The organism is Streptomyces sp. Ag109_O5-1 (assembly GCF_003814875.1).
GTDB lineage: Bacteria > Actinomycetota > Actinomycetes > Streptomycetales > Streptomycetaceae > Streptomyces > Streptomyces sasae.
The window spans coordinates 8,721,900-8,747,470 of record NZ_RKQF01000001.1 but is presented as its reverse complement, the minus strand read 5'-3'; the positions used below and the strand labels follow the sequence as shown (position 1 = coordinate 8,747,470).

Sequence of the window (25,571 nt, the reverse complement as noted above, 5' to 3'; positions counted from 1 at the left end):
TGCATGACGCCCAAAGGAGAAGAAAGCGCCGGAGCTTCACTCGACGACAGGATCACCGGAGCGCTCGTCGGGGCCGCCGTCGGGGACGCCCTCGGCGGCCCGGTCGAGGGCTACTCCCCCGACCAGATCGTCGAACGCCACGGCGGCCGCGTCCACGGCATCGTCGGCCCCTGGAACGGCGACGCCTGGCGCACCGCCCGCCCCGTCGCGCCGTACCACAAGGGCGACGGCCACGTCACCGACGACACCTTGATGACCCATGCGCTGGTACGGGTGTACGACCGCGTCCGCGACCACCTGGACGCGTACGCGATCGCCGACCATCTGGTCCCCGACCTGATGACCAATCCCCGCTGGATCCCGGAGCTGGAGACGGAGACCATCCCCCTCCACCGGATCTTCCTCGCGGAGAAATGGCTGGCGGCCCGCCTCCACTACGGCCATGTCGACCCCCGGGAGGCCGGCGTCGGCAACATCGTCAACTGCGGTGCGGCGATGTACATGGCGCCGGTCGGCCTGGTCAACGCGGCGAATCCGCGGGCCGCGTACGCCGAGGCGCTGGACGTCGCGGGCGCCCACCAGTCGTCGTACGGCAGGGAGGCGGCGGGCGTCTTCGCGGCGGCGGTGGCGGCGGCGGCCTCGCCGGGGGCGACCCCGGACTCCGTCGTCACGGCCTGTCTGTCCCTGGCGAAGGACGGCACCCGGACGGCGATCGAACAGGTCTGTGAAGTGGCGTCGCACCACACCGACTTCGAGTCGGCGCTGGGCCCGCTCCGGGAAGCGGTCGCCCCATACGACACGGTCGGCCCCGACTACCGCGCCCCCTCGCTCGGCGCCCGCCGCCCCTCCCGTCTCCACTCGATCGAGGAACTCCCGGTCGCGCTGGGCATGTTGCTGGTGGCGGGCGGCGACTACCGCCGGGCCGTTCTCGGCTGCGTCAACTACGGCCGGGACTGCGACTCGATCGCGACGATGGCGGGCGCGATCGCCGGTGCGCTCGGCTCCGCCGTACCCGAGGAGTGGTCGAAACGGGTCGCGGAGGCGAGCCGGCTGGACCTGTGGGAGCCGCCGCGCGTCCTCGCAGCCGTGACGAGGGAGATCTTCACCCGCGACGCGGAACGCCACCGCGTCCACGAGGAGTCCTTCGCCCGCCTCGGAGGCCCGAGTTGCTCCGACTGACCTGGGTCCAGCCGGAGGATCTGCTGGGCCACGAGTTGCGCCAGGCGCGGCAGGACGGCCGGGAGCCGGCGGCGGTCGAGGCGCGGTGGCGGGCGGCGGGGGGTGCGGATGCTCCTGCGCGAGCCGGGGCGTCGCCGGACCGGGCATCCCGCTATCTGCGGCAGCTGGCGGAGGACCTGCTCGACGAACTCGCGGATCTGCCGAGCAGGTTGAACGAGCCGACGGGTCTGGAGGAGATCAAGGCACTGTGTCCGGAGTGGCCGAGGGCGCAGCGGGGAGGGGAGTGCGGGCCGTCGTGCGACTGCGGGTGCGTGGGGGCTGATCGCGCGGTTCCCCGCGCCCCTGACGGGGCGCTGCAGCCGCCGTCCATTTCCAGTCGCGGGCAGTCGTGCCGCTGGGGCGGCACGGGTGGGCGCGACAGCACCCTGCAAGCGTCGGTAAGCGTCCCCGCCCGTGCCTACGAAGCGGCCTGGCTCGGCCGGGCCGTCGGCTGTCTGCTCGGGAAACCCGTGGAGAAACTTCCCCTGCACGCCATCCGGGACCTCGCCCGGGCCACCGGCAACTGGCCGCTGAACCACTACTTCACCGGCCACGGCGTACCCGCCGATCTGCTGCTCGCCCACCCCTGGAACCGCCGCTCCGCCGCCACCTCACTCGTCGAAAACATCGACGGTATGCCCGAGGACGACGACCTCAACTACCCCCTCCTCAACGTCCTCCTCCTCCAACGCCACGGTCGTGGCTTCACCACCACCGACGTGGCTCAGGTCTGGCTGGACGAACTCCCCGCGGGCCGCACCTTCACCGCCGAGCGCGTCGCCTACCGCAATCTCCTCTCCGGCGTCGAACCCCCGTACTCCGCCCGCCACCGCAACCCCTTCCGCGAATGGATCGGCGCGCTGATCCGTGCCGATGTGCACGGCTGGACCAACCCCGGCGATCCGGCCGCCGCGGCCGAGCAGGCCCACCGCGACGCCACCCTCACCCACACGGCCAACGGTGTCTACGCGGCGATGTTCACGGCGGCCGTCATCGCCACCGCTGTCACCGGTACCCAGGACATCCACGCCTGTCTGCGCACCGGCCGGTCCGTCGTCCCGCCCCGCTCCCGTCTCGCCATCGCGATCGACCACGCGATCCGACTCGCCGGAACCCACGAGGACTTCGAGACGGTCGTGGACGAACTCCACCGCACCCACTCCCCCACCCACCACTGGGTGCACGTCATCCCCAACACCGCGTTGATCGCCGCCGCCCTCAGCCACGCGGACGGCGACTTCACCGGCTCCGTCACCCGCGCGGTCAGCGGCGGCTGGGACACCGACTCCAACGGCGCGACGGCCGGTTCCGTCGCCGGACTGCTCGCCGGCGACCCCGCCGCCCTCCCCGACCGCTGGACGACGCCCCTCAAGAACCGGCTCGCCACCTCCGTCGCGGGCTTCGACGGCACCGGCTTCGACACCCTCGCCCACCTCACCCACCTGGAGGCGACCCGCCCATGACCCATATCGCCGTACTCGGCAGCACGAACATGGACCTCGTCGCGTACGCCGAGCGGGCCCCGCAGCTCGGCGAGACCGTGACGGGACGGGATTTCCGTACGGTTCCCGGCGGCAAGGGCGCCAACCAGGCGATCGCCGCCGCCCGCGCCGGCGCCACCGTCTCGATGATCGGCGCGGTCGGCCACGACGCCTACGGCGTCCGGCTGCGCGAGACCCTCGAACACTCCGGCGTGGACACCGACTCGCTCCGCACGATCGAGTGCCACTCCGGCACCGCGCACATCGTCGTGGACAACGAGGGCGGCAACGCGATCGTCGTGGTCCCCGGCGCGAACGGCACCGTCGACCACCTCTCCCCCGGCGACGAGGGGGTCATCGCCTCCGCGGACACGCTCCTGCTCCAGCTGGAGATCCCCCTCGCGGCGGTCGTGGCAGGCGCGCAGGCCGCCCGCCGGCACGGCGTGCACACCATCCTCACCCCGTCCCCCGCCCGCCCCCTCCCGGCCGAACTCCTCGACAACATCGATCTGTTGGTGGCCAACGAGCGCGAGGCCGCGGCTCTCACCGACCGTTTCGACCCGCGTGACGCGGCCGCCGCCCTGCTCGACCTGGTACCGCAGGTCGTCGTCACCCTGGGCGCGGCCGGCAGTCTCTACCTCACCCGCGGCGCCCAGCCACTCGTCATCCCCGCTCCCCGGGTGACCGCCGTCGACTCGACGGGCGCGGGCGACACCTTCGTCGGCGCCCTCGCGGTCGCCCTGGCCGAGGAGAAGCCGGTCCGCGAGGCCCTGTCCTGGGCGGCCGCCGCGGCGGCGCTCGCCGTACAGCGGGAGGGGGCGTCGACGTCGATGCCGTACCGCCCGGAGATCGAGGCCCAGTACACCGGATGAGTACGACAGCCATGAGTACGACCACACAGCCCCAGCCCCTCGGCGGTCTGCGCGTCCTCGATCTCGCGACCCTCTTCGCCGGGCCCCTCGCCGCCACCCTGCTCGGTGACTTCGGTGCCGAGGTCATCAAGGTCGAGCACCCCGCCAAGCCCGATCCCTCCCGCGGCCACGGCCCGGCCAAGCAGGGCGTCGGACTGTGGTGGAAGATCCTCGGCCGCAACAAGCGGGCCATCACCCTCGACCTGTCCAAGCCGGGCGGCCGCGCGACGCTGCTGAAGCTCGCCGCGACCGCCGACGTGGTCATCGAGAACTTCCGTCCTGGCACCCTGGAGAAGTGGGACCTGGGGTGGGAGGAGCTCTCCGCCGCCAACCCCGGGCTGATCCTGACCCGGGTCACCGCCTTCGGCCAGTTCGGGCCCTACGCCCGCCGTCCGGGCTTCGGCACCCTCGCCGAGGCCATGAGCGGTTTCGCCGCGATCACCGGCGAGCCGGACGCCCCTCCGACGCTGCCGCCGTTCGGGCTCGCCGACTCCATCGCCGCCCTGGCGACCGCGTACGCCGTCATGACCGCGCTCGCCGCCCGGGACCGTACCGGCGCGGGGCAGGTCGTCGACATGGCGATCATCGAGCCGATCCTGACGGTCCTCGGGCCGCAGCCCACCTGGTACGACCAGCTCGGCTACGTCCAGGAGCGCACCGGCAACCGCTCCACCAACAACGCCCCGCGCAACACCTACCGCACGGCGGACGGGAACTGGGTCGCCGTCTCCACCTCGGCCCAGTCGATCGCGGAACGCGTACTGCGGCTGGTCGGGCGCGCGGAGCTGATCGACGAGCCGTGGTTCGCGACCGGCGCCGACCGGGCCGCACACGCCGACGTCCTCGACGCGGCCGTCGGCGCCTGGGTCGCCGCCCGCACCCGCGCCGAGGTGCTGGCCGAGTTCGAGAAGGCGGAGGCGGCGGTGGCGCCGATCCAGGACGTACGGGACGTGATGGAGGACCCGCAGTACCGGGCCCTGGACACGATCACCACCGTCCCCGACCCCGAGCTCGGCCCGCTGCGGATGCAGAACGTCCTCTTCCGGCTCTCTTCGACCCCCGGCGCGATCCGCTGGACCGGCCGTCCGCACGGCGCCGACACGGCCGAGGTCCTCACCGAACTGGGCCTGACCGGGGCGCAGCAGCGGGCCCTGCGCGAGGAGGGCGCCGTATGACCGCCAACGCCTTCCCCCTGACCTGGCTGTACGTCCCCGGTGACCGGCCGCATGTCGTCACCAAGGCGCTGGCCTCCGGCGCGGACGTGGTGGTGATCGACCTGGAGGACGCGGTCGCCCCCGACCGCAAGGAGTGCGCCCGCGCCGCGACCGCCGACCTCCTCACCCAGCCCCAGCCGGTTCCGGTCCACGTCCGGATCAACGCTCTGGACACGCCCTGGGCCAAGGCCGACCTGGAGGCCTTGCTCGGCCTGCCCGGCCTCGACGGACTGCGTCTTCCCAAGGTGACCGGCCCCTCCGACATCCACCACGTCGCGGCCCGGACCACCGCTCTCCCCCTCTACGCCCTCCTCGAGTCGGCCCTCGGCATCGAGCACGCCTACACCATCGCCGCCGCGCACCCCGCGCTGCGGGGCATCTCCCTCGGCGAGGCCGACCTACAGGCCGACCTGGGCGTACGGGGCGACATCGGCCTCGACTGGTCCCGTTCCCGGATCGTGGTGGCCGCGCGGGCGGCGGGCCTCGCGCCACCGCCCCAGTCGGTCCACCCCGACACCCGTGACCTCAAGGGCCTGGCCGCGTCCTGCGCGCACGGCCGCGCCCTGGGCTTCCTGGGCCGTGCCGCGATCCACCCCCGCCAGCTCCCGATCATCGAACGCGCCTACCTCCCCACGGAGGCGGAACTGGAGCAGGCCGAGACGATCATCAAGGCGGCCACCACGGAACAGGGCGCCCAGGCCCTCCCGGACGGCAGCTTCATCGACGCGGCAGTGGTGGCGACGGCCCGAAGAACCCTCTCCTTGCTCAATCGCCGGTGATGTCTCCGGCCGACGATCCCAAGAACCAGCAAGCCCAATCCGCCGGTAACGTCGCCAACCGACGATCCCGAGAGGCCAGTGATCGCGATCCGCCGGTGATTTTCCTCCGCCGCGACGGCGAGGACCGCCGCGGCGCTGTCCGGCGGTGCCGGGCTCGCCTCGGCCCGTCGGCCCGCACGCGAAGAGGGCGCCCGGTACGATCCCGGGCGCCCTCTTCCTCGTATCGGAGCGGGTCAGCTCTGCTTGGTGCCCGACCCCGCCTCGTCCTTGGCTTCGACGTCCTCGGCCTCGTTCTCGGCCTGGGCCGCGCTCTTGGAAGCCGTGGCCTCCGCCTCCGAAGCCGCCCCGGCCTCGGTGGCCTCGGCGTCGGCGTCGGCCTTGGCGTCGGCGTCGCTGTCGCCGTCGGCCTCACCGTCGGCGGCGCCCGGCTCGACCACGGCCTCCCGGCCCGGCCGCTTCTTCGCCGAGATCACGATGTACAGCACCGCGAGCAGGAACACGATCATCGCGGTCCAGTCGTTGAGCCGCAGCCCGAGGATGTGGTGGGCGTCGTCGACGCGCATGTACTCGATCCAGCCGCGGCCCACGCAGTACGCGGCGACGTACAGCGCGAACGCCCGCCCGTGCCCGAGCGTGAAGCGGCGGTCGGCCCACATCACGAGGAAGGCGACGCCGATGCACCACAGCGACTCGTACAGGAACGTCGGGTGGTAGTAGCCCGGGACCCGGCCGCCCTCGGAGGAGGTGATGTGCAGGGCCCACGGAAGGTGCGTCTCGCGGCCGTACAGCTCCTGGTTGAACCAGTTGCCCCAGCGGCCGATGGCCTGGGCGAGGGCGATGCCGGGGGCGATGGCGTCGGCGTACGCCGGGAGCGGGATGCCCCGGCGCCGGCAGCCGATCCACGCGCCCAGCGCGCCGAGCGCGATCGCGCCCCAGATACCGAGACCGCCCTGCCACACCTTGAACGCGTCCACCCAGTCACGGCCCGCGCTGAAGTACAGCTCGTAGTCCGTGATCACGTGGTAGAGACGCCCGCCGACCAGGCCGAACGGTACGGCCCAGACCGCGATGTCGGCCACGGTGCCGGCCCGCCCGCCCCGGGCGATCCAGCGCTTGTTTCCGAGCCAGACGGCTACGAAGACACCGATGATGATGCAGAACGCGTAGCCGCGCAGCGGGATGGGACCGAGGTGGATCACTCCGCGCGAAGGGCTGGGAATGTAGGCAAGATATTCCATGGCAGGGTCGACGCTACCGTGCCGGACCGGGGCGACGGCAACCAGCCCGGCTACGGCTCCATAACAGGGGCGTGAGAATCGCTTACCCCGCCCTAACCCTTGTTCGCATCCTCGACCAGCTGCTTCAGCTTGGCCGGGGTCATGGTCTGGTCCTGGTAGATGTTCTTGCCGTCGAGCAGCACGGTCGGCGTGCCCCCGAAGTTTCCGGCCTGGAAGGCCTCGTTGGACTTCACGACCCAGGCGTTGTGCGTGCCGTTCCTCACGCACTTCTCGAACGTCGGCGTGACCAGGCCGTCGACCTTGCCGGCCAGCTCGATCAGCTTGTCGTCGTTGGAGAACGCGTCGTCCGTTTCCTTCGGCTGGTTCTCGTACAGCACGTCGTGGAAGTCGCGGAACTTGCCCGCGTCCTGGGCGCAGGCCGCCGCGTTGCCCGCGTGCCGGGAGCCGCTGCCGCCGAGGTTGCCGTCGATCAGCGTGGCCAGGTGGTACTCGATTCTGAGCTTGCCGGAGTCGACCAGCTCGTGGAGCGTCGGACGGTACGCCGTCTCGAAGGCCTGGCAGGCCGGGCAGCGGAAGTCCTCCCAGACGGTGAGCGTCGCCTTGGCGCCGTCGTTGCCGACCGGGATCGCGAGGCTGTCCTTGCCCTGCGCGCCGGAGGGCGCCACGACCGGGCCGGAGCTCGCGCTGTTCTTGTCCTTGCCCCTGTTCGCGGCCACGATGCCGATCACCGCGGCCAGACCCAGGACGCAGACCACGCTCGCGCCCACGATGAGCGCGCGCCGCCTCTTCTCCGCGGCCCTCTGCTTCTCGCGCTCGGCCGCCAGCCGCTCGCGGGCCATCCGCTTTCCGTCACGATTCTTCTCGCTCACACCCCCAGAACGAACCGGGGAGGCGCACCGCGCCTCCCCGGTCCCAGGTCCACCCGTTCGAGTGACCGAATGTTCTGCTGTGTCCAGCGGTGTGTCCCGCAGTGCCGGATTACGCCTGTCCGCGCACGCCCTTCGCCAGGTCCCCGGCGAGTTCGCGGACGGCCGCCACACCGGCCGCGTCGTCCGGCGCGTCCAGCATCCGCTTCACGAAGGCCGAGCCGACGATCACACCGTCGGCGAAGCCGGCGACCACGGCGGCCTGGGCCGCGTCGGAGACGCCGAGGCCGACGCAGACGGGCAGCTCGGTGCCGGTGGCCCGGGTGCGCTCCACCAGGTTCTGGGCCTGCGCGCCGACCGATTCACGCGTACCGGTGACACCCATCAGCGAGGCCGCGTAGACGAAACCGCTGCCCGCCGCCGTGATCGTGGCGAGCCGCTCGTCCTTGCTGCTCGGCGCCACGACGAAGACCGTCGCGAGGCCGTGCTTCTCGGCGTGCTCCCTCCACAGCGCCGACTCCTGCACCGGCAGGTCGGGCAGGATGCAGCCCGCGCCGCCCGCCTCGGCCAGCTCGGCGGTGAAGCGCTCGACGCCGTAGCGGTCGATGGGGTTCCAGTACGTCATGACGAGGATCGGCTTGCCGGTGGCTTCGTGGGCTTCCTTGACCGTGCGCATGACGTCCGCGATCTTGACGCCGCCGCGCAGGGCGATGTCGTCGGCGGTCTGGATGACCGGGCCGTCCAGGACCGGGTCGCTGTGCGGCAGCCCGACCTCGACGACGTCGGCGCCGCCGTCGAGTACGGCCTTGATCGCCTCGATGCCGCCGTCCACGGTCGGGAACCCGGCCGGAAGGTAGGCGATGAGCGCGGCACGGCCCTCGGCCTTGGCACCGGCGAGGGTGTCGGACAGCAGCTGAATGTTCCCGCTCACTTGGCGTCCCCCTCGATCTCGGCGGTGTCGGCGGCGTCGGCCGCGACCTCGGCGTCGGTGTCGTACAGCCCGAAGTAGCGCGCGGCGGTGTCCATGTCCTTGTCGCCGCGGCCGGACAGGTTGACGACGATCAGCCCGTCCTTGCCGAGTTCCCTGCCGACCTCCAGGGCGCCGGCGAGGGCGTGGGCGCTCTCGATGGCCGGGATGATGCCCTCGGTGCGGGACAGCAGGCGCAGGGCCTGCATGGCCGCGTCGTCGGTGACCGCGCGGTACTCGCCGCGGCCGGAGTCCTTGAGGTAGGAGTGCTCCGGGCCGATGCCCGGGTAGTCCAGACCGGCGGAGATCGAGTACGGCTCGGTGATCTGGCCCTCGTCGTCCTGGAGGACGTAGGACCGGGAGCCGTGCAGGATGCCCGGCTCGCCGGCGGTGAGGGTGGCCGCGTGCTCGCCGGTCTCGATGCCGTGGCCGGCCGGCTCGCAGCCGATGAGGCGGACGCCCTCGTCGGGGATGAACGCGTGGAAGAGGCCGATGGCGTTGGAACCGCCGCCGACACACGCGATCGCCGCGTCGGGGAGACGGCCGGCGCGCTCCAGGATCTGGCGGCGGGCCTCGACGCCGATCACCCGGTGGAAGTCGCGGACCATGGCCGGGAAGGGGTGCGGTCCTGCGACCGTACCGAAGAGGTAGTGGGTGTGGTCGACGTTGGCCACCCAGTCCCGGAACGCCTCGTTGATGGCGTCCTTGAGCGTACGGCTGCCGGACTTCACGGCGATGACCTCGGCGCCGAGCATCCGCATCCGGGCCACGTTGAGGGCCTGGCGCTGGGTGTCGATCTCGCCCATGTAGATGGTGCAGTCGAGGCCGAACAGGGCGCAGGCGGTGGCGGTGGCGACGCCGTGCTGGCCGGCACCGGTCTCCGCGATCACCCTGGTCTTGCCCATGCGCTTGGTGAGCAGGGCCTGGCCGAGCACGTTGTTGATCTTGTGCGAGCCGGTGTGGTTCAGGTCCTCGCGCTTGAGGAAGATCCGGGCGCCGCCCGCGTGTTCCGCGAAGCGGGGGACCTCGGTGAGGGAGCTGGGGCGGCCGGTGTAGTTGACCATCAGGTCGTCGAGCTCGCGGGCGAACTCGGGGTCGTGCTTGGCCTTGTCGTACTCGACGGCGACCTCGTCCACGGCGGCGACGAGGGCCTCCGGGATGAACTTGCCGCCGAATGCGCCGAAGTAGCCCTCGACGCTGGGCACCTGACCGGTGGGGTCAGGGAAGAAGAAATCGCTGGGCATGCCAGAACCTCACGGTGAGTGCGTGTTGAAGGACACTATTCGCCGTGGGGGCGGAGTCCGTGGTACGACCTCAGGCCGTGTGTGGCTGGTCGCGCTCACGCGACGGAGTCGCATGATCAGATACGGCCCCGCGCCCCTGAGGGGCGCGCTGCCATCGGCGGCCGTTCACCTGTCCCGGTTCGTCACCGATGACGTAGCGGACGCGGCGGCCGTGGACCCGGCGTGCCGGGGCGCGGCAACCGCGGGGCCGGCAGCCGCGCGCGAGGCGGGCGTACCGGTCCACTGTCGTCGTCACCGTGAGAGTCATCGGGTTCAGCCTAGCGGGTGATCAGCCCCGGCCGTGCCGCAGCGCGGGGTGTTCGCCCGCCGCCACCAGGTCGGCCACCGCCGCCTTGGGGTCGCGGCCCGTGACCAGGGACTCGCCGACCAGGACCGCGTCGGCGCCCGCGTTGGCGTAGGCGATCAGGTCGTGCGGTCCGCGGACACCGGACTCGGCGACCTTGACGATGTGGTCGGGGATCTCCGGGGCGACCCGCTCGAACGTGGTGCGGTCGACCTCCAGGGTCTTCAGGTTGCGCGCGTTGACGCCGATGATCTTGGCGCCGGCGTCCACCGCGCGCTCGACCTCGTCCTCGTCGTGGACCTCGACGAGGGGGGTGAGGCCGATGGAGACCGCGCGCTCGATCAGCGACTCCAGGGCCGGCTGGTCGAGGGCGGCGACGATCAGCAGCGCGAGGTCGGCGCCGTACGCGCGGGCCTCCCACAGCTGGTACGACGTGACGATGAAGTCCTTGCGCAGCACCGGGATGTCCACCCGGGCCCGGACCGCCTCCAGGTCGGCCAGCGAGCCGCCGAAGCGGCGCTGCTCGGTCAGGACCGAGATGACGGCCGCGCCGCCCGCCTCGTAGTCCGCGGCGAGCCCGGCCGGGTCGGCGATCGCGGCCAGCGCGCCCTTGGAGGGGCTGGAGCGCTTGACCTCACAGATGACCTTGACGCCCTCACCGCGCAGCGCGGCCACACCGTCCTTGGCGGCGGGCGCCTTCGCCGCGCGCTCCTTGAGCTCGTCGAGGCTGACGCGCGCCTGCCGCTCCGCGAGGTCGGCACGGACTCCGTCGATGATCTCGTCGAGCACACTCACGCGAGCGGCCCCCTTCCTGACGGTTCTTCCAGGCGGTCAAATCCCATGAGCCGGAAAACTCATGGTCAATGCGATGGTATCCGCAGGACGGCACAGGCCTCACATCCGGCCGACGCCGGTCCCACTACCTGGACGTTCGCCAGTTGATCAAGGATGCAACCAGCCGCCGAACGGCAGGTTCCGGACAACGGTGAAGACCAGCACCAACGCGCCCAGGCTCCACATCTGCACCGGTCTGAGCTCGATCCGGGCGGGCCGGCCGCGTACCGCGCGCACCACCCAGACGGTCCACACCACGGCGAAGGCCAGATAGGCGACCACGCCCGCCGCGTTGTCCTGCAGCGCTGCCAGGAAGTCCCCGTGGACGAACGCGTGCGCGCTGCGCAGGCCGCCGCAGCCGGGGCAGTACAGGCCGGTGAGCCGGTAGAGGGGGCAGACCGGGTAGTGGCCGGGCTGGTTGGGGTCGACGGTGCCGACGTAGGCGAAGGCCCCGACGACGGCGGCCAGCACTCCCGCGGGCACCGCCAGCCGGCCCCGGAGGGAGGGCATCGCCGGCGGGGCGGCTGCAGCTGCGCTGTGACTGTGGGCGTTCACGCCTCGCATTGTGCCCCGTACGGTCGGCACACGCGCGAGAGGGGCGCCCGGATCCGGGCGCCCCTCCTCGGGAAAGCTCTGGTCGGTCAGCCCTCGGCGGCGACCGGCTCGCGGGTGACGACCGGGGCGGAGTGCGACATCACCAGGGCGCCGCCGTTGCTCTGCTTCGGCTGGCCGAGACCCATGGAGCGCATGACCACGCCCACGACACCACCGAGGACCACGATCACCATGCCGGCCCAGAAGCCGAGCGGCTGGGCCATCACCATGAAGGCGCCCGCGACGCAGAAACCGATGAAGGCGATGGTGACGCCGGTCCAGGCGGCCGGGGTGTGACCGTGGCTGCTGCCCGCCATGACTTGCTCCTCGTTGCTCGTACGTGTCCTTCCGGACGCTCGACCTCCATTGTCCCGTACGAGTACCGGTGCGGGACGCGGGGGTGACGTCTGATTCGCCACATCGACTGAAGACCCCCGCCAGCCGAAGCGCCCCGTCAGCTGTAGCGCCCCGTAAGGGGCGCGGGGAACTGCGCGACCAGCCACGACGCACCCCGAGACAGCCGACGAGCGGCACCCCCCCAACGGCGCCCCCAGCGAAGCGCTACGCGCCGGTCGGGTCCTCGCCCCGGTCCAGCGCCTTCCAGATGTCCTCGGGCCGGTCGGGATCGACCGGCTTCGGCGCACGGCGCGGCCGCGGGGTACCCGTGCCGCGCTCGTAGCGGCCGGACATGGCGGGCCAGAGGCGGCCGTAGCGCAGCGCGAGCAGCCCGGCGATCAGGATGAGAGCGCCGCCGGCCGCGGCGACGTACGGCCAGCCGGTGTGAGTGAGGGCGTCGACCGTCGCGGAGGTGTCGCCGCTGGCGGTGGCGGCCTTCTCGTCGAGCGCGGAGCCGTCGGACGCGCCCAGCAGGGCGGCGGCGGCGATGCCGGCGCCGGAGAGCGCGAGAAGCCCGGAGACCAGGAAACGGCCGGTCTTGCGGACGGCGAAGACGGCGACGAGCGCGGCGAGGCCCACTATGGCAAGGGCCGCGGGGACGCCCGTGACGTCGCTGCCCTTGGCGGTCAGCGGGAAGGCGCCGCCGGCCACCGTCGCGGTGCCCGCCGCCCAGCGCTGCCGGCTGGCCAGCAGGGCCACGGCCGCGCCGAGCGCACCGAACAGCAGCGCGATGGCGAGGCTGCGGCGGCCGGACCGCTCGGTCGCGGCGGCTTCGGAACGGGGGTGAGGAACAGCAGTCACGTACTCCACTATCGCTTGAACCCCGGGCGAACGGTCACCCGGGGTCGAGTGAGAAGCGCCCCACTTGCCCGGTCCGGGCGGCTACTTGCCCAGTCTGTTGGCCGTGTGCACCGCCCGCAGGACCGCCGCCGCCTTGTTGCGGCACTCCTGGTCCTCTGCGACCGGGTTCGAGTCGGCGACGATACCGGCGCCCGCCTGCACATACGCCGTCCCGTCCCGCAGCAGGGCCGTGCGGATGGCGATGGCGGTGTCGGAGTCCCCGGCGAAGTCGAGGTAGCCGACGCAGCCGCCGTACAACCCCCGCCTCGACGGCTCCAGTTCGTCGATGATCTGCATGGCCCGGGGCTTGGGGGCGCCGGAGAGGGTGCCGGCCGGGAAGCAGGCGGTGAGGACGTCGAAGGCGGTGCGGCCCTCGGCGACCTTTCCGGTGACCGTCGAGACGATGTGCATGACGTGCGAGTACCGCTCGACGGACATGAAGTCGACGACCTCGACGGAGCCCGGCTCGCAGACCCTGCCCAGGTCGTTGCGTCCGAGGTCGACGAGCATCAGGTGCTCGGCGCGCTCCTTGGGGTCGGCCATCAGCTCGTCGGCGAGGGCCTGGTCCTCCTGCGGGGTGGCCCCGCGCGGCCGGGTGCCGGCGATGGGGTGGACCATGGCCCGCCCGTCCTCGACCTTGACCAGGGCCTCGGGCGACGAGCCGACGACGTCGAAGCCGTCGAAGCGGAACAGGTACATGTACGGGGACGGGTTGGTGGCCCTCAGGACGCGGTAGACGTCCAGCGCGCTCGCCGTGCACGGGGTTTCGAAGCGCTGCGAGGGGACGACCTGGAAGGCCTCGCCCGCGCGGATGCGCTCCTTGATGTCCTCGACGGCGGCCCGGAAGTCGGGGCCGCCCCACAGGGCGGTGTACTCGGGGAGTTCGGAGGGCGGCAGGACGGCCGGGGGCTGGGCGACCGGGCGGGAGAGGTCGGCCTCCATGGCGTCGAGGCGGGCGATCGCGTCGGCGTAGGCCTCGTCGACGCCGGTGTCGAGGTCGTTGTGGTTGATCGCGTTGGCGATCAACAGGACCGAGCCCTCCCAGTGGTCCATGACGGCGAGGTCGCTGGTGAGGAGCATGGTCAGCTCGGGGAGCTTGAGGTCGTCCCGCTCGCCGGGGCCGATCTTCTCCAGGCGGCGCACGATGTCGTAGCCGAGATAGCCGACCATGCCGCCGGTGAAGGGCGGCAGGCCCTCCTGGTGGGGGGTGTGCAGGGTCTCGATGGTGGCGCGCAGGGCGGCCAGCGGGTCGCCCTCGACGGGCACGCCGACGGGCGGGGCACCGAGCCAGTGGGCCTGGCCGTCGCGGGCGGTGAGGGTGGCGGAGGAGCGCACGCCCACGAACGAGTAGCGGGACCAGGAGCGGCCGTTCTCGGCGGACTCCAGCAGGAAGGTGCCCGGGCGCTCGGCGGCGAGCTTGCGGTAGAGCGCGACCGGGGTGTCGCCGTCGGCGAGGAGCTTGCGGGTGACCGGGATGACGCGCCGGTCGGTCGCCAGCTTGCGGAAGGTCTCGAGGTCCATGGCGGCAGACCTTACTGATCCGAGGCGGGTACGCCGGAATCGGCGGCTTCGTGAGCGTGCTCGGCGTCCTTGAGGAGCACGTCGGCGTCGAAGCAGGTGCGGTCGCCGGTGTGGCAGGCGGCGCCGACCTGGTCGACCTTGACCAGCACGGTGTCGGCGTCGCAGTCGAGGGCGACCGACTTGACCCACTGGAAGTGGCCGGAGGTGTCGCCCTTGACCCAGTACTCCTGGCGGCTGCGCGACCAGTAGGTGCAGCGGCCGGTGGTGAGGGTGCGGTGCAGGGCCTCGTCGTCCATCCAGCCCAGCATGAGTACCTCGCCGGTGTCGTACTGCTGGGCGATGGCGGGGAGGAGCCCGTCGGCGCTGCGCTTGAGGCGGGCGGCGAGCTCCGGGGCGAGGCCGCTGGGCTGGGGCGTACCGGTCGTACTGGTCATGGGTGCCATTGTGCCGCGCGGCACCGACAGTCACGGTCCGTGTCCACTGTCCGGACCGTGTGTGGGGTCGTAGGCTGGCTCCATGTCGACCTTCGCCAAGCGTGAACGGCTTCTGCTCGCCGACCTCTTGGAGACCGCCGGTCCCGAGGCGCCGACCCTCTGCGAGGGCTGGGTGACCCGCGACCTGGCCGCGCACGTGGTGGTGCGCGAACGCCGGCCCGACGCGGCCGGGGGCACGGTGCTCAAGCAGCTCGCGCCACGGCTGGAGAAGGTGACGGCGGAGTTCGCCGCGAAGCCGTACGAGGAGCTGATCCAGCTGATCCGTACCGGGCCGCCGCGGTTCTCGCCGTTCCAGCTCAAGCAGGTCGACGAGGCGGCCAACACCGTGGAGTTCTACATCCACACGGAGGACGTCCGCCGGGCCCAGCCGGACTGGTCGGCGCGCGAGCTGGACCCGGTCTTCCAGGACGCCCTGTGGGCGCGTCTGGAGCGCACGGCGCGGCTGCTGGGCCGGGGCGTGCCGACGGGCCTGGTGCTGCGCCGCCCCGACGGCCAGACGGCGGTCGCCCACCGCGGCGCTCCCGTGGTGACAGCGACCGGTGAGCCCTCCGAACTGCTGATGTTCGCCTTCGGCCGGGTGAACGCGGCCAAGGTCGAGCTGGACGGTGACGAGAACGCGATCACCAAGCTGCACGACTCGAAGCAGCTGGGCATCTGAGTATCCGAGCAGCCGGGCATCTGGGCATCTGGGCATCCGAGGAGCGCACGATGATCAAGGTCGCGATGACGAGCGTCTACGTCGACGACGTGACCAGGGCGCACGCCTTCTACACGGACGTCCTCGGCTTCGAGACCCGCACCCACCTCGACCTGGGCGGCGGCACCCTGTTCGTCACCGTCGGCGCGGCCGACGGGGCCCAGCAGGACCTCCAGCTGCTCCTGGAGCCCGGCCAGGGCCCCATCGCGGAGCCGTACCGCAAGGCCGTGTACGAGGCGGGGCTCCCGGCCATCGTCTTCTCGGTGGACGACATCCAGGCGGAGTACGAGCGGCTGATCGCCCTCGGTGTCCGGTTCACGCACGGGCCGCAGGAGCAGGGCCCCATCATCGCCGCGGTCCTGGACGACACCGTCGGCAACCTGATCCAGCTGGCCCAGCCGAAGGGCTGAGGAGCCGAAGGGCTGCGCGGTCCGGGAGGCCTCAGCGGGGCAGCTCGGCCCGGCGCAGTCCCGGTGCGGCCAGGGCGACGACCCCGCCGAGCCCGCAGACGGCGGCGCTGACGACGTACACCGGTCCGAGCCCGAAGGCGCCGATCGCGGTGGCGGTGAGTGGCATGCTCAGCGGGGCCAGCCCCAGGCTGACCAGGCCGGAGAGGGCCGTCACCCGGCCCAGGTACGCGGGGTCGGTCTGGGTCTGCAGCAGCGCCCCGCACATCGCGCCGCTGAGCCCGGCGAGCAGCCCGATCAGTACGGCGACGCCGACCGCGCCGACCAGACTCGGCACGAAGGCGAGGGCGCCGATGGCGACCGAACCGGCGAGGATCGCGTACGCGGCGACCAGACCGGCGCGGGGCAGCCGGCCCCGGACGGTCAGCAGCAGCGAGACGGCACCGGCGCCGGCCCCGAACCCGGCGAGCACCCAGCCCATCCCGGCGGCGCCCCAGCCGCGCCGGTCGGCGAGCAGGGTCAGTCCGACGTTGAGGGGGCTGACGAAGCCCAGGTCGCCGAGTGCGATGGCGAGCATCAGCGGCGCCAGGACCCGATGGCGGCGGACATGGGCGAGGCCGGCCCGCAGGTCCTGCCAGGGGGTCGGCGCGGCGGCGCGGTCCTCGGCGGGCAGTTCCCGCACCCGTACGGATATCAGCAGGGGGACGGACACTGCGATCAGCAGCCCGGCCAGGCCGAAGGCGGCCGCCGCGCCGCCGACGGCGACCCCGAGGCCGCCCAGCGGGGCGCCGACGACGCTCGCGAAGCGGATGGCGAGACCGCGCATGCCCTGCACGCGCGCGAGCTGGTCACGGCTGGTCACGCGCGCGGGGAGGGCGCCGACCGCGGGCATGAACACGGCGTCGACGGTGCCGAAGACCAGGGCGAGCGCGGCCAGCGGCCACAGCCCCGGGCCGGTCAGGAACAGCAGCGCCGCCACCGCGAGCACGGCCGCGCAGCGCACGGCGTCGCTGCCGATGACCACCCGGCGCGGCCCCAGCCGGTCGGCAACCACTCCGCCGAACAGCATCAGTACGGCTCTGGGCAGCGCGCTGACGGACATCACCACCCCGGCCTGGGCGGGCGAACCGGCCTGGACGGCGGCCCAGGACAGGGCGATGTAGTAGACGCTGTCGCCGACCATGGACGAGGCGTAGGCGCCCAGCCAGCGCAGGACGTTGGGGTCGCGGTGGGCGAGGCGGTGGGCCGTGGGGGGTACGAGGGTCGCGGTCATGGACGTGAGCCCTTCTCAGACGCGGAACGGGAAGCCGTACATGTACAGCGCGACGTGCTCGCGCCCCTCGGTGTCGCCGTTCGCTTCGGCGGACCGGCCCTTCTCGTCGTACTTCCTGGCCAGCGCGACCAGTTCCTCGCGGAGTTCGTCCAGTTCGACCGCGGTCAGGCGGAGCAGGGACTCGCTGTCGGGCGCGGCGGCGTTCCACTCGGCGCTCCAGGTGGCGCGCTCGTCGAGGTAGCGGCGGTACATGTCGGCCCGCTGTTCGTGGAAGAGCCGGGTGGCGGCCAGGTGGGCGGCCGTCTTCTCGGGCGCGTCCCGGAAATCGCGGTCCCGGATGCTGATCCCGTCGGAGGCGGGCTGCCACCAGCGCTCCCGGCCGTCCGCGCTCTGCGGCTCGGCCTCTTCGATCAGGTGGTGCTCGGCGAGCTTGCGCAGGTGGTAGCTGACCAGCGAGACGGCCTCGTCCACCTGCTCGGCCAGCTGTGAGGCGGTCGCCCTGCCGGCCACGATCAGGCCCCGGTAGAGCTTCATGCGCAGCGGATGGGCCAGCGCCTTCAGCGTGCCGATGTCGGTGATGTGGAGGTCTCGCTCCTTGCCCGTCATGCCACCGACCCTAGATACGAAAGAAAAGTTGCGCAATATATTTTGCGCAACTTCTCTTTCACATCTGCCCGGCGAAAAGCCCCGGCGCCCGCCGCGGGCACCGGGGCTCAAGCTCTGCGCAGCGTCGTCACCGCACGGGGTGGCCAGCCTCCCGCAGCGTCTGCTTCACCTCGCCGATCCTGAGGTCACCGAAGTGGAAGACGGAGGCCGCCAGGACCGCGTCCGCGCCCGCCGCGACGGCCGGGGCGAAGTCGGCCAGCTTCCCGGCACCGCCGGAGGCGATGACCGGGACCGTGACGTGCTTGCGTACGGCCGCGATCATCTCCAGGTCGTAGCCGTCCTTGGTGCCGTCCGCGTCCATCGAGTTGAGCAGGATCTCGCCCGCGCCCAGCTCGGCGGCCCGGTGTGCCCACTCGACCGCGTCGATGCCGGTGCCGCGGCGGCCGCCGTGGGTGGTGACCTCGAAGGAACCCGACTCGGTGCGGCGCGCGTCGACCGACAGGACCAGCACCTGGCGGCCGAAGCGTTCCGCGATCTCCCGGATCAGGTCCGGACGCGCGATCGCCGCCGTGTTGACGCCCACCTTGTCGGCGCCCGCCCGCAGCAGCTTGTCCACGTCCTCGGCCGCACGCACACCGCCGCCGACCGTCAGCGGGATGAAGACCTGCTCGGCCGTGCGGCGCACCACGTCGTACGTGGTCTCCCGGTTGCCGGACGACGCGGTGATGTCCAGGAACGTCAGCTCGTCGGCGCCCTCCGCGTCGTAGACCTTGGCCATCTCGACCGGGTCGCCCGCGTCGCGCAGGTTCTGGAAGTTGACGCCCTTGACGACCCGGCCGTTGTCCACGTCCAGGCAGGGGATGACTCGGACCGCCAGGGTCATGAATCCACGGCTCCTCTGTATGCCTCTAGCTCTACTTCCACCAGGATGCGCGGGTCGACGAAACCCTCCACCACCAGCAGGGTGGACACCGGGCGCACCCCGTCGAAGATCTCCTTGTGGGCCCGGCCCGCCGCGTCCACGTCCCGCACATGGGTCAGGTACATCCGGGTGCGGATCACGGACCCGATGTCCAGCCCGAACTCGCCGATCGCCTCGACGGCGCTGGTGAAGGCCACCTTGGCCTGCTCGTACGGGTCGCCCTCCCCGTACAGCACGGTGCCCTTGAAGGACGTCGTACCGCCCACCAGCACACGGTCGCCCGCCGCCACGGCGCGTGCGAAACCGAAGGACTCTTCCCAGGGACTCCCGCTCTGCACACGCCGCACGGCATCGGACGTCATCGTGACACTGCCTCCAGTGCTTCTTCCAAGGTGAACGCCTTGGCGTACAGCGCCTTTCCGACGATGGCGCCCTCGACACCGAGGGGTACCAGTTCGGCGAGCGCGCGGAGGTCGTCCAGCGACGACACGCCGCCGGAGGCCACGACCGGCCGGTCCGTCGCCGCGCAGACGTTGCGCAGCAGCTCCAGGTTCGGGCCCTGCAGCGTGCCGTCCTTGGCGATGTCGGTCACGACGTACCGCGCGCAGCCCTCCTTGTCGAGGCGCGCCAGCGTCTCGTAGAGGTCGCCGCCGTCGCGGGTCCAGCCGCGGCCGCGCAGGGTGGTGCCCTTGACGTCCAGGCCCACCGCGATCTTGTCGCCGTGCTCGGCGATGACCTTGGCGACCCACTCGGGGGTCTCCAGGGCGGCCGTGCCGAGGTTCACCCGGGTGCAGCCGGTGGCGAGGGCGGCGGCCAGCGTGGCGTCGTCGCGGATGCCGCCGGAGAGCTCGACCTTGATGTCCATGGCGTGGGCGACCTCGGCGACCAGCGCACGGTTGTCGCCGGTGCCGAACGCGGCGTCCAGGTCGACCAGGTGGAGCCACTCGGCGCCCGACGCCTGCCAGGAGAGGGCGGCTTCGAGGGGGGAGCCGTAGGAGGTCTCGGTTCCCGACTCGCCGTGCACGAGGCGGACGGCCTGGCCGTCGCGGACGTCGACGGCGGGGAGGAGTTCGAGCTTGCTCACAGTGTTCCGATCCAGTTGGTGAGGAGCTGGGCGCCGGCGTCGCCGGACTTCTCGGGGTGGAACTGGGTGGCCCACAGGGCGCCGTTCTCCACCGCGGCGACGAACGGCTTGCCGTGCGTGGACCAGGTGACGAGCGGGGCCCGCATCGAGGCGTTGTGGGTCTCCAGGGACCAGTCGTGGACGGCGTAGGAGTGCACGAAGTAGAAGCGCGCGTCGGCGTCCAGGCCGGCGAACAGCTGGGAGCCGGGCGCCGCGTCCACGGTGTTCCAGCCCATGTGGGGCACGATCTCGGCCTGGAGCGGCTCGACCGAGCCGGGCCACTCGTCGAGGCCCTCGGTCTCCACGCCGTGCTCGATACCGCGCGCGAACAGGATCTGCATACCGACGCAGATGCCCATCACCGGCCGCCCGCCGGACAGCCGGCGGTCGATGATCCAGTTCCCCCGAGCTTCCTTCAGGCCCTGCATACAGGCGGCGAAGGCGCCGACGCCCGGCACCAGCAGCCCGTCCGCGTTCATGGCCCTGTCGAAGTCACGGGTGATCTCGACCTCGGCCCCGGTGCGGGCGAGGGCCCGCTCGGCGGACCGGACGTTCCCGAAGCCGTAGTCGAAGACGACGACCTTCTTGGAGGATCCGCTCAATTCCACACCTCCAGCCTCACGACACCCGCCACCAGGCACATCGCGGCGCCGATCGAGAGCAGCACGATCAGGCTGGTGGGCATCTTCTGCTTGACGAAGGAGATGATTCCGCCGACCAGGAAGAGGCCGACGACGATCAGGACGGTGGACAGCCCGTTCATGGCTTTACAGCGCACCCTTCGTGGACGGGAGGATGCCGGCCGCGCGCGGGTCGCGCTCGGAGGCGTAGCGCAGCGCCCTCGCCAGCGCCTTGAACTGGCACTCCACGATGTGGTGCGCGTTGCGCCCGTAGGGCACGTGCACGTGCAGGGCGATCTGCGCCTGGGCGACGAACGACTCCAGGATGTGCCGGGTCATGGTGGTGTCGTACTCGCCGATCATCGGCGCCATCTTCTCGGGCTCGGTGTGCACGAGGTACGGGCGGCCGGAGAGGTCGACGGTGACCTGGGCGAGGGACTCGTCCAGCGGGACCGTGCAGTTGCCGAACCGGTAGATGCCCACCTTGTCGCCGAGCGCCTGCTTGAAGGCGGCGCCAAGGGCGAGGGCGGTGTCCTCGATGGTGTGGTGCGAGTCGATGTGCAGGTCGCCGTCGGTCTTCACGGTGAGGTCGAACAGACCGTGCCGGCCGAGCTGGTCGAGCATGTGGTCGTAGAAGCCGACGCCGGTGGCGATGTCGGTCTTGCCGGTGCCGTCGAGGTCGATCTCGACGAGGACCGAGGTCTCCTTGGTGGTGCGCTCCACGCGCCCTACGCGGGTCATGCGTCCAGCTCCTTCTTGACTTCACGTACCGCGTCGAGGAACGCGTCGTTCTCCTCGGGGGTTCCGGCGGACACCCGCAGGAAGCCGGGCACTCCGTTGTCCCGGACCAGGACCCCCCGGTCGAGGATCTGCTGCCACACCCGGTGCGGGTCCTCGAACCGCCCGAACTGCACGAAGTTGGCGTCGGACTCGGTGACTTCGAGGCCCGCCGCCCGCAGCTCGCTCACCAGCCGGTCCCGCTCGGCCTTCAGCTGCTCGACGTACTTCAGCAGCGTGTCGGTGTGCTCCAGGGCGGCCAGCGCGGTCGCCTGGGTGATCGCCGACAGGTGGTACGGCAGCCGGACGAGCTGTACGGCGTCCACCACGGCCGGGTCCGCGGCGAGGTAGCCGAGGCGCAGGCCGGCCGCGCCGAAGGCCTTCGACATGGTGCGGGAGACGACGAGATTCGGCCGACCTTCGAGCAGCGGCAGCAGCGAGGCGCCGTGGCTGAACTCGATGTAAGCCTCGTCGACGACGACCATGGAGGGCTTGGCGGCCTGGGCGGCCTCGTAGAGCGCGAGGACCGTCTCGGGCGGGACCGCGTTGCCCGTGGGGTTGTTGGGGGTGGTGATGAAGACGACGTCCGGCCGGTGCTCGGCGATGGCCGCCGAGGCCGCCTCGACATCGAGGGTGAAGTCGGCATTCCGCGGGCCGGAGATCCAGCCCGTGCCGGTGCCGCGCGAGATCAGCGCGTGCATCGAGTACGACGGCTCGAAACCGATCGCGCTGCGGCCGGGGCCGCCGAAGGTCTGCAGCAGCTGCTGGATGACCTCGTTGGAGCCGTTGGCCGCCCAGACGTTCTCGATGCCGACCGGGTGGTGGCCGGTCTTCGTCAGGTACTTGGCCAGCTCGGTGCGGAGCTGGACCGCGTCCCGGTCGGGGTAGCGGTTCAGGTCGCGGGCGGCCTCGCGGACCCGCTCCGTGATCCGCTCGACCAGCGGCTCGGGCAGCGGGTACGGGTTCTCGTTGGTGTTCAGGCGTACCGGAACGTCCAACTGGGGCGCTCCGTAGGGGGACTTGCCGCGCAGCTCGTCCCGTACGGGGAGATCGTCGATGCCTGTCACTTGCCTTCGGGTACCTTCCAACCGAACCGAGCCTTGATCGCCGCGCCGTGCGCGGGCAGGTCCTCCGCCTCCGCCAGCGTGACCACGTGGTGCGCGACCTCGGCCAGCGCGTCCTTCGTGTAGTCGACGATGTGGATGCCGCGCAGGAACGACTGCACGGACAGGCCGGAGGAGTGGCACGCGCAGCCGCCGGTGGGCAGCACGTGGTTGGACCCGGCGGCGTAGTCGCCGAGGGAGACCGGCGCCCAGGGGCCGATGAAGACCGCGCCCGCGTTCTTCACCCGGTCGGCCACCGCGGCGGCGTCGGCCGTCTGGATCTCCAGGTGCTCGGCGCCGTACGCGTCGACGACCCTCAGACCCTCGTCGATGCCGTCGACCAGGACGATCGCGGACTGCCGGCCCTTCAGGGCGGGGACGATCCGGTCGTCGATGTGCTTGGTGGCCGCGACCTGCGGCTGCAGCTCCTTCTCCACGGCGTCCGCGAGCTCGGCCGAGTCGGTGACCAGGACGGCGGCGGCCAGCGGGTCGTGCTCGGCCTGGCTGATCAGGTCGGCGGCGACGTGCACCGGGTCGGCAGTGGCGTCCGCGAGGACGGCGATCTCGGTCGGGCCCGCCTCGGCGTCGATGCCGATCTTGCCGGTGAAGTAGCGCTTGGCGGCGGCCACCCAGATGTTGCCGGGGCCGGTGACCATGTTGGCGGGCGGGCAGGACTCGGTGCCGTGCGCGAACATCGCGACCGCGGTGGCGCCGCCGGCCGCGTACACCTCGTCGACGCCGAGCAGGGCGCAGGCGGCGAGGATCGTCGGGTGCGGCAGACCGCCGAACTCGGCCTGCGGCGGGGAGGCGAGCGCGATCGACTCGACGCCCGCCTCCTGCGCGGGCACCGCGTTCATGATCACGGAGGAGGGGTAGACCGAGCGGCCGCCGGGCGCGTAGAGCCCGACCCGCTCGACCGGCACCCACTTCTCGGTGACGGAACCGCCGGGCACGACCTGGGTCGTGCGGTTCGTACGGCGCTGCTCGCGGTGGACGAGACGGGCGCGCCGGATGGACTCCTCCAGGGCCGCGCGCACGGCCGGGTCGAGTTCTTCGAGCGCCTTCGTGAGCGCCTCGGCGGGCACCCGCACCTGCTCCAGGGTGACCCCGTCGAACTTCTCGGCGAAGTCGATCAGCGCCGCGTCGCCCCGATGATGCACGGCCTCGCAGATCGGACGCACCTTCTCCAGGGCGGCCGAGACGTCGAAGTCGGCTCGGGGCAGCAGGTCGCGCAGGGCGGGTCCCTCGGGAAGGGCATCGCCGCGCAGATCGATTCGGGAGATCACGGAATCAATTCTCTCAGACGGCACTCGGGGCCCGTCCGCGCGTATCAATGGCTGATACAGAACCTGGGGCAACGGCCGGTACATAGCCTGGCCGGAACCCGGAAGATCGCGTTCACCTACGGTGTTCGAGGCCTCACACAGCGGGCATCACCGGTTGTACCGAAACATGACCCACGAGTAGCCGAGGAAGAAGGAACAGCCGTGACCGAGGGGGACGACGTCCGGGACGGTGAACTGCCGGACGATCTGACCGCCGCCGAGGCCGGCATGTGGCAGGCGTTCCGCAACGGCAGCGTGTATGACCTGAGCAGCGGCGACGTACGCGTCGACGATCCGCACGGCGGCCACCCGTGGGGTCCGGAGCGGACCGTGCGGGCGCGGATCGTCTGCTGGCTGCTGCTGGACGGGCCGCCGGCGCTCGCGGGCCGGGTGTCCTCGCTGAAGCTGGTCGGCATGCGGATCACCGGCACGCTGGACCTGGCGGGCGGCACGGTCACCCCGTACGTGGAGCTGCGCGGCTGCCGGTTCGACGACGAGATCCTGCTGCCGGAGGCGCACTTCACGACCGTGCGGTTCGTGGACTGCGCGGCACCGCGCCTGGAGGCGGCCCGGGTGCGCACCGAGGGCGATCTGCATCTGCCGCGCTGCCGGTTCCTGGGCGGGGTCCGGCTGACCGACGCGCACATCGGCACCGATCTGCTGCTGAACCAGGCGGTGGTGTACCGGGACCGCAGCGGCCGGTCGATCGCGGCGGACGGCATGACCGTCGGCCAGGACCTCCAGGCGGAGCTCCTGGACTCGCAGGGGGAGCTGAGCCTGCGCAGCGCCAAGGTGGGCGTCTCGCTGAGCCTGCGTGGCGCGCGGCTGCGCAACCCCGACGGGCGGTTCGCGCTGAACGCGCCCCAGCTGACGGTCGGCCGCACCCTCTACCTCACCCCGGCCGGGGTGGGCGGCCCCTGGCGGAGCGGGACGACTCCGGCACGCGGGACGCGGATCCAGCGGTTCGAGTGCCAGGGCGGGGTACGGCTGGACGACGGGCGGTTCGGGGACGCCATCGACCTGGAGCGGGCCCGGTTCACCTTCACGGACGACCAGCAGCTGTCACTGCGCCGGGTGCAGGCGCCGGAGCTGCGGTTCCTCGGCGAGGAGCCGCAGCGCGGCGGGGTGCTGCTGTCCGGCGCCAGGGTGGTCAACCTGGTCGACCGGGCGACCAGCTGGCCGGGCCCCGGGCGGCTGCACATGGGCGGTTTCGCCTACGAGAACCTGGTGCCGCAGGGTCCGTTCCCGCTGACCCGGCGGCTCGGCTGGGTGGCGGCGGCGACCGCCGAGTACAACCCGGAGCCCTACGAGCGGCTGGCGGCCGTGCTGCGGGCCGCCGGTGAGGACGAGGACGCCCGTGAGGTGCTGCTCGCCAAGCAGCGCCGGCGCCGCGAGACGCTGCCGCTGGCCGCCAAGCTCTGGGGGTACGCGCAGGACCTGACGGTGGCCTACGGCTACCGGCCGGGCCGGGCGGCGGTGTGGATGGCGGTGCTGTGGGCGGCGGGCACGCTCGCCTTCGCGCACGCCCCGCACCCGGCGATGAACCCCGGCGGCCATCCGGTCTGGGACCCCGCCCTCTTCGTCCTCGACCTGCTGCTGCCGGTGATCGACCTGGGCCAGGTCGGCGCGTGGCGGCTCAGCGGCGGCTGGCAGTGGGCGGCGGCGGTGATGATCCTGCTGGGCTGGATCCTCGCGACGACGGTGGCGGCGGGGGCGACGAGGCTGCTGCGGCGGGGGTAGCCCACCGAGGGCGCGGGGAGCCGGGCTCAGGAGTCGTT

At 72.0% G+C, this 25,571-nt stretch carries 29 protein-coding genes; 8 read left to right on the top strand and 21 right to left on the bottom strand.

Going from position 1 to position 25,571, the window contains the following annotated elements; all coding sequences use genetic code 11:
• The first annotated feature begins 3 nt into the window (after positions 1-3).
• The 5 genes from EDD90_RS39795 to EDD90_RS39775 are packed head-to-tail and all read left to right on the top strand — an operon-like array spanning position 4 to position 5,603.
• A complete protein-coding gene (locus EDD90_RS39795; protein ID WP_123977946.1) occupies positions 4-1,179 on the top strand; it encodes an ADP-ribosylglycohydrolase family protein in 1,176 nt (391 codons plus the stop codon).
• Positions 1,167-2,681: an ADP-ribosylglycohydrolase family protein gene (locus EDD90_RS39790; protein WP_123977945.1), complete on the top strand. Its 1,515-nt coding sequence runs from the start codon at positions 1,167-1,169 to the stop codon at positions 2,679-2,681. The genes EDD90_RS39795 and EDD90_RS39790 overlap by 13 nt, the downstream gene beginning before the upstream one ends.
• Entirely contained in the window at positions 2,678-3,571 is an 894-nt protein-coding gene (gene rbsK, locus EDD90_RS39785; RefSeq protein ID WP_123977944.1) for a ribokinase, read from the top strand. Before EDD90_RS39790 ends, rbsK begins: the two co-directional genes overlap by 4 nt.
• 11 nt (positions 3,572-3,582) lie before the next feature.
• Positions 3,583-4,785 (top strand): CaiB/BaiF CoA-transferase family protein, encoded by a 1,203-nt coding sequence (locus tag EDD90_RS39780; protein WP_123977943.1) that lies wholly within the window; start codon positions 3,583-3,585, stop codon positions 4,783-4,785.
• On the top strand, positions 4,782-5,603 hold the full coding sequence (locus tag EDD90_RS39775) for a CoA ester lyase (RefSeq protein WP_123977942.1): 822 nt from the start codon (positions 4,782-4,784) through the stop codon (positions 5,601-5,603). Before EDD90_RS39780 ends, EDD90_RS39775 begins: the two co-directional genes overlap by 4 nt.
• A gap of 233 nt (positions 5,604-5,836) precedes the next feature.
• Here the strand turns inward: EDD90_RS39775 and lgt are convergent, their stop codons facing one another.
• From lgt to hisI, 11 genes are all read right to left on the bottom strand, one after another.
• Positions 5,837-6,841 carry a prolipoprotein diacylglyceryl transferase gene (gene lgt / locus EDD90_RS39770; RefSeq protein ID WP_123977941.1) on the bottom strand — a complete coding sequence of 335 codons (1,005 nt, stop codon included), beginning with the start codon at positions 6,839-6,841 and terminating at the stop codon, positions 5,837-5,839.
• A 92-nt stretch (positions 6,842-6,933) separates the two neighbouring features.
• On the bottom strand, positions 6,934-7,710 hold the full coding sequence (locus EDD90_RS39765) for a thioredoxin domain-containing protein (RefSeq protein WP_123977940.1): 777 nt from the start codon (positions 7,708-7,710) through the stop codon (positions 6,934-6,936).
• Positions 7,711-7,819: 109 nt separating this feature from the next.
• Positions 7,820-8,638 (bottom strand): tryptophan synthase subunit alpha, encoded by an 819-nt coding sequence (trpA, locus tag EDD90_RS39760; protein ID WP_123977939.1) that lies wholly within the window; start codon positions 8,636-8,638, stop codon positions 7,820-7,822.
• Positions 8,635-9,918: a tryptophan synthase subunit beta gene (gene trpB / locus EDD90_RS39755; RefSeq protein ID WP_123977938.1), complete on the bottom strand. Its 1,284-nt coding sequence runs from the start codon at positions 9,916-9,918 to the stop codon at positions 8,635-8,637. The genes trpA and trpB overlap by 4 nt, the downstream gene beginning before the upstream one ends.
• A 70-nt stretch (positions 9,919-9,988) precedes the next feature.
• On the bottom strand, positions 9,989-10,225 hold the full coding sequence (gene trpM / locus EDD90_RS59165; protein ID WP_123977937.1) for a tryptophan biosynthesis modulator TrpM: 237 nt from the start codon (positions 10,223-10,225) through the stop codon (positions 9,989-9,991).
• A 21-nt stretch (positions 10,226-10,246) separates the two neighbouring features.
• Positions 10,247-11,056, bottom strand: coding sequence for an indole-3-glycerol phosphate synthase TrpC (trpC, locus tag EDD90_RS39745; protein ID WP_123977936.1), 810 nt, complete (start codon positions 11,054-11,056; stop codon positions 10,247-10,249).
• 147 nt (positions 11,057-11,203) lie between these two features.
• A complete protein-coding gene (locus tag EDD90_RS39740; RefSeq protein ID WP_185149396.1) occupies positions 11,204-11,659 on the bottom strand; it encodes a DUF2752 domain-containing protein in 456 nt (151 codons plus the stop codon).
• Positions 11,660-11,736: 77 nt separating this feature from the next.
• Positions 11,737-12,006 (bottom strand): HGxxPAAW family protein, encoded by a 270-nt coding sequence (locus EDD90_RS39735; RefSeq protein ID WP_123977935.1) that lies wholly within the window; start codon positions 12,004-12,006, stop codon positions 11,737-11,739.
• A 244-nt stretch (positions 12,007-12,250) separates the two neighbouring features.
• Entirely contained in the window at positions 12,251-12,895 is a 645-nt protein-coding gene (locus EDD90_RS39730; protein WP_123977934.1) for a TIGR02234 family membrane protein, read from the bottom strand.
• 72 nt (positions 12,896-12,967) lie between these two features.
• Entirely contained in the window at positions 12,968-14,446 is a 1,479-nt protein-coding gene (locus tag EDD90_RS39725; protein WP_123977933.1) for an anthranilate synthase component I, read from the bottom strand.
• A gap of 11 nt (positions 14,447-14,457) precedes the next feature.
• Positions 14,458-14,880, bottom strand: a complete 423-nt coding sequence (gene hisI / locus EDD90_RS39720) for a phosphoribosyl-AMP cyclohydrolase (protein ID WP_123977932.1) — start codon at positions 14,878-14,880, stop codon at positions 14,458-14,460.
• 82 nt (positions 14,881-14,962) lie between these two features.
• On the opposite strand from hisI, the gene EDD90_RS39715 reads away from it, so the two are divergent.
• Positions 14,963-15,598: a TIGR03085 family metal-binding protein gene (locus EDD90_RS39715; RefSeq protein ID WP_123977931.1), complete on the top strand. Its 636-nt coding sequence runs from the start codon at positions 14,963-14,965 to the stop codon at positions 15,596-15,598.
• Positions 15,599-15,648: 50 nt separating this feature from the next.
• Complete coding sequence (locus EDD90_RS39710; RefSeq protein ID WP_123977930.1) at positions 15,649-16,047, top strand: VOC family protein; 399 nt, start codon at positions 15,649-15,651, stop codon at positions 16,045-16,047.
• A 31-nt stretch (positions 16,048-16,078) separates the two neighbouring features.
• Here EDD90_RS39710 and EDD90_RS39705 read toward each other — a convergent pair whose 3' ends face one another.
• From EDD90_RS39705 to hisD, 10 genes are all read right to left on the bottom strand, one after another.
• Positions 16,079-17,317 (bottom strand): MFS transporter, encoded by a 1,239-nt coding sequence (locus EDD90_RS39705; protein WP_123977929.1) that lies wholly within the window; start codon positions 17,315-17,317, stop codon positions 16,079-16,081.
• A gap of 15 nt (positions 17,318-17,332) precedes the next feature.
• Positions 17,333-17,923 carry a helix-turn-helix domain-containing protein gene (locus EDD90_RS39700; RefSeq protein ID WP_123977928.1) on the bottom strand — a complete coding sequence of 197 codons (591 nt, stop codon included), beginning with the start codon at positions 17,921-17,923 and terminating at the stop codon, positions 17,333-17,335.
• 127 nt (positions 17,924-18,050) lie between these two features.
• Positions 18,051-18,806 carry an imidazole glycerol phosphate synthase subunit HisF gene (hisF, locus tag EDD90_RS39695; protein ID WP_123977927.1) on the bottom strand — a complete coding sequence of 252 codons (756 nt, stop codon included), beginning with the start codon at positions 18,804-18,806 and terminating at the stop codon, positions 18,051-18,053.
• Positions 18,803-19,207 carry a RidA family protein gene (locus EDD90_RS39690; protein ID WP_123977926.1) on the bottom strand — a complete coding sequence of 135 codons (405 nt, stop codon included), beginning with the start codon at positions 19,205-19,207 and terminating at the stop codon, positions 18,803-18,805. The genes hisF and EDD90_RS39690 overlap by 4 nt, the downstream gene beginning before the upstream one ends.
• The gene (priA, locus tag EDD90_RS39685) at positions 19,204-19,929 is read right to left on the bottom strand and encodes a bifunctional 1-(5-phosphoribosyl)-5-((5-phosphoribosylamino)methylideneamino)imidazole-4-carboxamide isomerase/phosphoribosylanthranilate isomerase PriA (RefSeq protein ID WP_123977925.1); all 726 of its coding nucleotides are present in this window, start codon (positions 19,927-19,929) and stop codon (positions 19,204-19,206) included. Before priA ends, EDD90_RS39690 begins: the two co-directional genes overlap by 4 nt.
• Positions 19,926-20,576: an imidazole glycerol phosphate synthase subunit HisH gene (hisH, locus tag EDD90_RS39680; protein WP_123977924.1), complete on the bottom strand. Its 651-nt coding sequence runs from the start codon at positions 20,574-20,576 to the stop codon at positions 19,926-19,928. Before hisH ends, priA begins: the two co-directional genes overlap by 4 nt.
• Positions 20,567-20,731, bottom strand: coding sequence for a hypothetical protein (locus EDD90_RS55900; RefSeq protein WP_185149395.1), 165 nt, complete (start codon positions 20,729-20,731; stop codon positions 20,567-20,569). The genes hisH and EDD90_RS55900 overlap by 10 nt, the downstream gene beginning before the upstream one ends.
• Positions 20,732-20,735: 4 nt before the next feature.
• On the bottom strand, positions 20,736-21,329 hold the full coding sequence (gene hisB, locus EDD90_RS39675; protein WP_123977923.1) for an imidazoleglycerol-phosphate dehydratase HisB: 594 nt from the start codon (positions 21,327-21,329) through the stop codon (positions 20,736-20,738).
• A complete protein-coding gene (locus tag EDD90_RS39670; RefSeq protein ID WP_123977922.1) occupies positions 21,326-22,432 on the bottom strand; it encodes a histidinol-phosphate transaminase in 1,107 nt (368 codons plus the stop codon). Before EDD90_RS39670 ends, hisB begins: the two co-directional genes overlap by 4 nt.
• Positions 22,429-23,754 carry a histidinol dehydrogenase gene (gene hisD / locus EDD90_RS39665; protein WP_123977921.1) on the bottom strand — a complete coding sequence of 442 codons (1,326 nt, stop codon included), beginning with the start codon at positions 23,752-23,754 and terminating at the stop codon, positions 22,429-22,431. Before hisD ends, EDD90_RS39670 begins: the two co-directional genes overlap by 4 nt.
• Positions 23,755-23,955: 201 nt before the next feature.
• Here hisD and EDD90_RS39660 point away from each other — a divergent pair, with 201 nt between their 5' ends.
• Positions 23,956-25,533, top strand: coding sequence for an oxidoreductase (locus EDD90_RS39660; protein ID WP_123977920.1), 1,578 nt, complete (start codon positions 23,956-23,958; stop codon positions 25,531-25,533).
• Positions 25,534-25,571: the final 38 nt, after the last annotated feature.

Bases quoted from the DNA above. Each gene is read 5' to 3' on its own strand.
- hisB (WP_123977923.1), bottom strand. From the start codon at position 21,329: ATGACCCGCGTAGGGCGCGTGGAGCGCACCACCAAGGAGACCTCGGTC.
- EDD90_RS39710 (WP_123977930.1), top strand. From the start codon at position 15,649: ATGATCAAGGTCGCGATGACGAGCGTCTACGTCGACGACGTGACCAGG.
- EDD90_RS39775 (WP_123977942.1), top strand. From the start codon at position 4,782: ATGACCGCCAACGCCTTCCCCCTGACCTGGCTGTACGTCCCCGGTGAC.
- EDD90_RS39715 (WP_123977931.1), top strand. From the start codon at position 14,963: ATGTCGACCTTCGCCAAGCGTGAACGGCTTCTGCTCGCCGACCTCTTG.
- EDD90_RS39795 (WP_123977946.1), top strand. From the start codon at position 4: ATGACGCCCAAAGGAGAAGAAAGCGCCGGAGCTTCACTCGACGACAGG.
- EDD90_RS55900 (WP_185149395.1), bottom strand. From the start codon at position 20,731: ATGAACGGGCTGTCCACCGTCCTGATCGTCGTCGGCCTCTTCCTGGTC.
- EDD90_RS39700 (WP_123977928.1), bottom strand. From the start codon at position 17,923: ATGACGGGCAAGGAGCGAGACCTCCACATCACCGACATCGGCACGCTG.
- EDD90_RS39690 (WP_123977926.1), bottom strand. From the start codon at position 19,207: ATGACGTCCGATGCCGTGCGGCGTGTGCAGAGCGGGAGTCCCTGGGAA.
- hisI (WP_123977932.1), bottom strand. From the start codon at position 14,880: ATGACCAGTACGACCGGTACGCCCCAGCCCAGCGGCCTCGCCCCGGAG.
- EDD90_RS39740 (WP_185149396.1), bottom strand. From the start codon at position 11,659: ATGCGAGGCGTGAACGCCCACAGTCACAGCGCAGCTGCAGCCGCCCCG.
- hisF (WP_123977927.1), bottom strand. From the start codon at position 18,806: ATGACCCTGGCGGTCCGAGTCATCCCCTGCCTGGACGTGGACAACGGC.
- lgt (WP_123977941.1), bottom strand. From the start codon at position 6,841: ATGGAATATCTTGCCTACATTCCCAGCCCTTCGCGCGGAGTGATCCAC.
- trpB (WP_123977938.1), bottom strand. From the start codon at position 9,918: ATGCCCAGCGATTTCTTCTTCCCTGACCCCACCGGTCAGGTGCCCAGC.
- EDD90_RS39725 (WP_123977933.1), bottom strand. From the start codon at position 14,446: ATGGACCTCGAGACCTTCCGCAAGCTGGCGACCGACCGGCGCGTCATC.
- EDD90_RS39780 (WP_123977943.1), top strand. From the start codon at position 3,583: ATGAGTACGACCACACAGCCCCAGCCCCTCGGCGGTCTGCGCGTCCTC.
- rbsK (WP_123977944.1), top strand. From the start codon at position 2,678: ATGACCCATATCGCCGTACTCGGCAGCACGAACATGGACCTCGTCGCG.
- EDD90_RS39735 (WP_123977935.1), bottom strand. From the start codon at position 12,006: ATGGCGGGCAGCAGCCACGGTCACACCCCGGCCGCCTGGACCGGCGTC.
- trpM (WP_123977937.1), bottom strand. From the start codon at position 10,225: ATGACTCTCACGGTGACGACGACAGTGGACCGGTACGCCCGCCTCGCG.
- EDD90_RS39705 (WP_123977929.1), bottom strand. From the start codon at position 17,317: ATGACCGCGACCCTCGTACCCCCCACGGCCCACCGCCTCGCCCACCGC.